Raw genomic sequence first — 7,761 nt, 5'->3', positions numbered from 1 at the left:
CTGCGGTAACAGGTCTAGTAGGTTTTCAACTAAGTGATCAAATGATGATAGGATTTGCCTATGATAGAGAGACTACAGAGTTAGGAAATGCCGTTTTTAATGACGGTAGTTATGAGCTTTTCATGAGATTTGAATTATTTAACAGCTACGATCGTATCATTACACCTCGTTTCTTCTAAGAAAAATAAACACAGCATACATTATGTTTAAAAAACTATCCATACTAATCATTCTTTTTGCTTTCTCTTTTGGACATGCTCAAAAGGGTAAGTTAGATAAAGGAAATGAAAAATTTAAATCTTTAGCATTTATAGAAGCTCAGAAAATCTATTTAAAATTAGTAGAAGAAGGCTTTGCATCTCCTGAAATTTTAGCAAAATTAGGTGATACGTATTACTTCAATGACGAACTGCAAAAGGCGTATAAATGGTATAATCAACTATTTGAAAAATATGAGGATAATGCAAAACCTGAGTACTTTTTTAGATATGCACAATCTCTTAAATCGGTAAGTAGGTACGACGAGGCAGATAGATTGATGTCAAAATTCAATTCTTTTAAAGGTTTTGACGTTAGATCTAAGATGTATTCTGAAGAGCCTAATTATTTACAAATAATAGATTTTCAATCCGGTAGATTTGATGTGGTTAACACAAAAGGAATCAATAGTTATACGGTTGATTTTGGTCCTGCTTTTAATGAATCAGAAAGTCAGGTAGTGTATGCCACTTCTAGAGATTCTGGTTCTTTGGTAAGTAGAAGACATACATGGAATGATCAACCTTTCTTACAGTTGTATACTGCAAAGGCCGATGAGACTGGTAAATTAAGCTCACCTAAAAGATTGTCTAGTAATATCAATACTAAGTTTCATGAAAGTACTCCTGCTATAACTGCAGATGGTGAGACGATGTATTTTACTCGTAATAACTATGATAACGGTGTTTATAGACAGGATATTGATGGAATGAATAAGCTTAAGATTTTTAGATCTTATAAAAAGAATGGTAAATGGTCTAAGCCTGTATCTCTTCCTTTTAATAATGATGAGTACTCTGTGGCACACCCTGCCTTAAGTCCTGATGGAAAGCAATTGTATTTTTCTAGTGACATGCCTGGGAGTGTAGGTTATGATATAAATTCAGACTTTACTAAGTCAGATATTTGGGTAGTAGATATTCTTGAAGAAGGTCAGTTTAGTGAGCCTAGAAACCTTAAGAATGTGAATACACCTGGTAGAGAGACTTTCCCTTTTGTCAGTAAATCAAACACATTATATTTTGCTTCTACAGGTCATCAAGGTCTTGGAGGGCTAGATGTATTTGCTAGTTCAATAAGTCCTGACGGTAGTACTAGTAAGGTAATTAATATTGGTAAGCCTATTAACACTACTAATGATGATTTTGCTTTTATCATTAACGACGATACTAAAATAGGATACTTTACCTCTAATAGACCAGGTGGATCTGGAGATGATGATATCTATAGATTCATACAGTTAGAAGACCTTAGGGAAACTTGTGAGGTTCTAGTTACAGGTACCGTTACTGATGAGAAAACAGGAGAGCCTATGAATGAAGCTACTGTTATGGTAATGGATGCTAATAACAATAAGGTGGATCAATTAGTAACTGGTGAAAATGGTAAGTATGTTTTTAAACTAGAATGTGGTAAGCAGTATTTTGTGAGAGTTGAAAAAGAAGATTATTCGTCTGACGAAGATCTATTCTCAACACCTACAAAATCTGGGTTCATGGACGTGCCACTAGAGATAGAGACAGCACGTATAGCAGTGGCAGATTGTGATGATATAGGTCCTTTATTAGATATAGAGCAAATATATTTTGACTTTGATAGATTTAACATCAGAAAAGATGCAGCATTTGAGTTAGCAAAGATCAAAGTTTTTATGGAACTGTATCCACTTACTAAGGTCGAAATACGCTCTCACACAGATAGTAGAGCTCCAGATGATTATAATGATGTGCTTTCTGAGAAAAGAGCGCAGAGCACACGTAATTGGCTTATATCAAAGGGTATTGACGCTTCTCGCTTAACTGCCAAAGGTTTTGGAGAAAGAAGACTGTTAAATAGATGTTCTAACGACGTAGAATGTTCTAAAGAAGAGCACCAGCTTAACCGTAGATCAGAGTTTATCGTCACTGGTTTAGATAACTATAAAAACTGCGATTAATTTTCTAATACATTATCCTATTAAAAAAAGCTCTGAACTTGTCTAGTTCAGAGCTTTTTTTTGTTCTATTGTATGATAGGAATTCCGCTTTCGCGAAAGCGGAACTAATCAACTATACCAATGCCTCAGCAGCTGGCTCAAATTCAGATATAAAATGAAATTTGATACTAGGGTATTTCTGCTGTGTCATTTGCAACGAGAAAGAAGAGTCGGCTAGAAATACTAATTGGCCTCTTTTATCCTTACATAAAAATTTAGATTTTACACGTTTAAAATCAGTAAACTCCTCTGGTTTTGCAACGCTTTCATCTACCCAGCAAGCCTTGTGAACATTCAGGTTTTCATAAGAACATTTTGCGCCATATTCATGTTCTAGTCGGTATTGTATTACCTCAAATTGCAGTGCGCCTACAGTACCTATAACCTTACGGCCGTTAAGCTCTAGTGTAAATAACTGTGCAACACCTTCGTCCATTAATTGGTCTATCCCTTTAGCAAGTTGTTTAGACTTCATTGGGTCAGAGTTGTTAATGTATCTAAAATGCTCTGGTGAGAAAGATGGAATCCCTTTATAATGTAAGGTTTCACCAGATGTTAAGGTGTCACCTATTTTAAAGTTACCAGTATCGTGTAACCCTACTATATCCCCAGGAAAAGACTCGTCTACTATCTCCTTTTTCTCAGCAAAAAATGCATTAGGACTAGAGAATTTTAAGTTCTTATCCAGACGTATGTGTTTATAAGCCTTGTTTCTTTCAAAAACACCACTTACTATCTTAATAAATGCCAGTCGGTCCCTATGTTTAGGATCCATGTTAGCATGAATTTTAAATACAAAACCGCTAAATTGATCCTCCTTAGGTTCAACCAGTCGTTCTTCTGCCTTTTTAGGCCTAGGTTCTGGCGCTATTTCTATAAAACCATCTAACAATTCCTTTACACCAAAATTGTGTAAAGCACTACCAAAAAATACAGGCTGTAAATCCCCATCTAGGTATTCCTTTCTATCGAATGCAGGATAAATGCCGTCCACTAATTCTAGTTCATCTCTTAAAGTACTTGCTGCCTGCTCGCCTACTAGTTTATCCAGTTCAGTATCATTAATATCACTTATAGCTTTAGTCTTGTGTATTTCCTTAGAAGATGCACCAGTAAATAGGTTAATGTTTTGTTTATGAATGTTATAGATTCCTTTTAAATCATAACCCATACCTATAGGAAAACTAAGAGGAGTAACCCTTAGACCGAGCATCTGTTCGATCTCATCCATGAGGTCAAAGGCATCCTTTCCCTCACGATCCATTTTATTAATAAAAACGATCATAGGGATATTACGCATTCTACATACCTCGACTAGTTTTTTAGTCTGTTCTTCAACACCTTTTGCGACATCTATAACTACGATCACGCTGTCCACCGCAGTTAGTGTTCTAAAAGTATCTTCAGCAAAATCTTTATGTCCTGGTGTATCTAGGATATTAATCTTTATACCATCATATTCAAAAGCAAGAACAGAGGTAGCTACAGATATACCTCTTTGTCTTTCTATCTCCATAAAATCACTGGTAGCACCTTTTTTGATTTTATTATTTTTTACCGCACCGGCTTCTTGAATCGCGCCACCATAAAGTAGTAACTTTTCAGTAAGCGTGGTCTTACCAGCATCTGGGTGAGATATAATTCCAAAGGTCCTGCGTCTTGCGACTTCTTTCTCAAATTGTTTCTTATTCATAAGATTACAAAAATAGAGAATAGAATTTGATCTATTCAGGTTTACTCTGTTGATGTTGCCACTTCTTTGTTAATAAAGAGTTTGTGTAGGTAAGTTAATTGTCTTTTTTTAGAATGTGTAGATTATTCTTTTGTTTAAGTTAATTTTCGTCGTTAGTTTACTGTAACTCGTCGAATGTGTTGTTTGTGGTTGTCGTTTATTTCTTTTTTATATTATATCAACCTTTAATTTGCAAGTTAAACGTTGTATAATTTTATTTTCCCCTGATGTATATAATTTTCAAAATATTTAATTTAAAAAATGAAAAGTTCATTATTCGTTTAATTATGATGATACTTTTCTTACTCCTGGTTAGTTTTCAGGCTAATGCGCAGTGTGATACTTGTTCAAGTACACTTAATGCTAATGTGGTGGATACAAGCTATACGTTTCCAAGTGGTGTTACATGTATTCAAGGTGATGTCAATATTAATCAAAACAGTCAGGTGACTTTTGCGAGTGGATCTGTTATATGTATTCCTGATAATGCAAGTTTAACGATACAAGGAAATATTACTAGTAATTCAGGAACTAATACGACATGGAACGTTTTTGGAGATTTAAATCTAACTGGAGGTAATCCATCAATAGAAGGGAATTTGAATCTTACAATTGGAGATGAGGCAAGTTTAAATGTCACCAATACTTTTTCAATAAATGGAGATGTCAATACTCTAACGATTAAGGGAACAGGTGTTTTAGATGTTAATCAATCATTGAATTTTGGTCCAGGGTCGCAGTATACCTTCGATAATGAGGGTGTTGTCGATGTGGGTAGCCAGTTAAATGCGTCTGCAACAGGTGAAAGTGAGATTAGGAATCAAGGGGTTTTAACTGTTAATAATAATTTTCAAATAAGTCCATCTACTTTGGTTACGAATTGTGGCGTTATTAATTCTAATAGTTCTCTGAATATGAATTCTGGGACCATTATTAATACAAACATTATTAATATTACAGGTGGGGCTTTAGATGTTGGTGCGAACGGTAATTTAGAAAATTTCTCTCAAGTTTTAGTTACATCTAATCAGAAAGTTTCATTATCAACTGGAAGGATATATAATGAAGGGTACTTTTTAACAAATCAAGGTATCCAAGGTGGTGGAGGAATAATAGAGGGTCCAAGGGTAACTGAGAATAAAACAGGTTATTTTGATATAACTTCTTCTAATGATAATACAATTGAGTCTGGTTCTATTATCGGACGCGTGGATTTTTCTAATAGTAATGGTACAGCTGGACAAACTCAGAATGGTGATATAAGGATTTTTCAAAATGTAAATACTGTAGCTCCTGAGGTTTCTTTTGAAGGTTGTACATCTCCCAATGGAGGAGGTACTTGTTTTGCTCAAGATATTGTGGAGAATTGTGTGAATTTAGATGGGTCACCAAATGTATTTCCTGTAGCTGCAAATGATTCTTATCAAACTGAAGAAGATGTAAGTGTTGAAATGACACCTTTAAGTAATGATAATGATGGTGATGGAGGTGTAAATGGAGCTGCCGATTTAAGTATAGTTTCTATAAATGGAATTGCTTTAACAGGAAATGCCCAAGTATTTACTGTTCCTAATGGTTTAATTAGTATAGACGCAAGTGGTGTTATCACTTTTATACCTGTTGTAGGTTTTACTGGTGTTACTACTTTTGATTATGAAATGACGGATAATGCGGCTGTTGATTCCATAGATACAGCTACAATAACAATAACAGTAGTAGAAACAGTGAATCCTTGTGATCCTTTATCAGGAAATCCAGATACAGATGGTGATGGTATTACTGATGTATGTGATTTAGATGATGATAATGATGGTATACTAGATGTAGATGAGTGTGGTGAATCTAATTTAATATTAGGTGCAGATTTGGTGTTGAATGGAGATTTTTCTGAAGGGTATCGTTATTGGAAATCTGACTTTAATAGAGGTAGAGGTTGTCAAGATGGTAATTGTGCAGGTACTAATCCATTAGATACTAGTGGTAGTTGTAGTGCTCAAGGTTGGGTTGCAGTATCTCCTTTCTCAAGTAGAAATGGAGGTTGTGATACTTATTATGAGTATACAGGGGGAGAGTCAAATGGTTCAATTTTAATAACAGATGCAAATCAGACAGGAAATAATGTTTACAATAATATAACAACAGCTACAGGAGGCGGATGTTCTGTAGGTGGTATGATCTATGAATTAAATACAGATAATACTCAAGCTAGTGCAGCAAATCCAAATAATTCATTATATGTAGATCCTAGTACAGCCGTCAATCAAGAATATTGGAGTCAAACAGTAGCTGGTATTGCTCCAAATACAAATTATTTTTTCTCTGTTGAAGTAATGGTTGTTGAAGAAGATAATAGTGTAGGTTTTATCTCTTTATCATTTTTAACAGATTCAAGTGTTCAAAGTACCGTTGAATTATCAAGGCTAACACCAGGAGTAGATGGTTCTGATGAATGGCAGAAGGTTACTTATGTATGGAATTCTGGTGCTACATCAGGAGATGTAAAGTTGTCAATAAGAAATAACTTATCTACTTGTCAAGGAAATGATATTAGAATTGATGATGTGTCTTTTTCTTCTATTCTAAATGCAGGAGATTTAGCTTGTTTAAGTACAGATAACGATGGTGATGGATGTTTTGATGCACTAGAAGGTGGTGATAATGTTCAATTAAGTGATTTAGATAGTGAAGGTAGAATATTAGGAGGAGTTGATGGAGATGGTGTTCCTGTTTTAGTTAATAATGGAGGAGCTTCAGATGTTGATGGTAATCAAGGCCAAACTATAGGAGGTTCTCATATTGGTGTTGATTTTGCGTTTACAGTTCAACCAACTGATCAACCGGTAGGTAATGGTACAGACGCTGTTTTTGATGTAACAACTTCAGTTGTTGAAACAGGTACTACAACAATAATTACAACAGGAACAACTTATGAATGGTTTGTTAGTATAGATAGCGGTGTGAGTTTTGAGCCAGTGGCAATAGCGACTACTGAGGATTTAACAATTGCAAGTGGAAGTGCCTATTATGTGAATGGTTATATTTTTAAATTATTTATTTCTCATACTGATAATGCTTGTGGATTAGAAAGTGATGAGGCTGAATTGATTATATGTCCTTCATTAGAAGCTGGAACAAGTACAGGTGCAATTAATATTTGTTCAACAGATAGTGTAAGTGAATCCGATTTATTAGCAAACATTACAGGAGAAGATACAGGCGGTTCTTGGACAGATTCAGGAAATACAGCAGTAAGTTTTCCAATCACAGTAGCAGGAACATATACATATACAGTAAACGGAATAGGTGTTTGTTCATCAGAAAGTGATACGGTAAGTGTAATTATAACAACTTCTTGTATTGAAGATTTAGATGAAAACTTAACAACATCAGAAGATGTAACGTTAACAGGCGACTTGTTTGATAACTTAACAGATGCGGATAGTTCTAGTCATACACTTACAGGCGCAACGGTAGATGCAAACGGTGATGGAACAGCAACAGTGTTACCATTAGGAGTAGCAACAGCATTGACAGATGCAGCAGGCGATCCAATCGGAGATATTACAGTAAATGCAGATGGAACCTTTGAGTTTGATCCAGCACCAAACTACAACGGACCAGTACCAACGGTAGGTTATGATATTGTAGATAGCAATGACCCAACAGATACGGATAGTAGTATGTTAGATATCACGGTAACACCAGTTACCGATGACATAGATGATTTAGATGAAAACTTAACAACATCAGAAGATGTAACGTTAACAGGCGACTTGTTTGATAACTTGACAGATGC

4 protein-coding genes are annotated in these 7,761 nt (G+C 35.1%); 3 read left to right on the top strand and 1 reads right to left on the bottom strand.

What is annotated here, in order from left to right; genetic code table 11:
• Both LY01_RS14835 and LY01_RS14830 read left to right on the top strand, forming a co-directional pair.
• Nucleotides 1-179: type IX secretion system membrane protein PorP/SprF (locus LY01_RS14835; RefSeq protein WP_146080424.1), on the top strand; the 179-nt coding region annotated here is incomplete at its 5' end.
• Between the two features lie 23 nt (nt 180-202).
• The gene (locus tag LY01_RS14830; RefSeq protein WP_104516791.1) at nt 203-2,194 is read left to right on the top strand and encodes an OmpA family protein; all 1,992 of its coding nucleotides are present in this window, start codon (nt 203-205) and stop codon (nt 2,192-2,194) included.
• Between the two features lie 112 nt (nt 2,195-2,306).
• Here the strand turns inward: LY01_RS14830 and LY01_RS14825 are convergent, their stop codons facing one another.
• Nucleotides 2,307-3,926 carry a peptide chain release factor 3 gene (locus tag LY01_RS14825; RefSeq protein WP_104516790.1) on the bottom strand — a complete coding sequence of 540 codons (1,620 nt, stop codon included), beginning with the start codon at nt 3,924-3,926 and terminating at the stop codon, nt 2,307-2,309.
• Between the two features lie 326 nt (nt 3,927-4,252).
• Between LY01_RS14825 and LY01_RS14820 the strand changes: the two genes are divergently transcribed.
• Nucleotides 4,253-7,761: Ig-like domain-containing protein (locus LY01_RS14820; protein ID WP_146080453.1), on the top strand; the 3,509-nt coding region annotated here is incomplete at its 3' end.

Source organism: Nonlabens xylanidelens (assembly GCF_002934445.1).
Classification (GTDB): Bacteria; Bacteroidota; Bacteroidia; order Flavobacteriales; family Flavobacteriaceae; genus Nonlabens; species Nonlabens xylanidelens.
The sequence above is the reverse complement of the archived record's forward strand: the minus strand, read 5'-3'. Positions and strand labels throughout refer to the sequence as shown.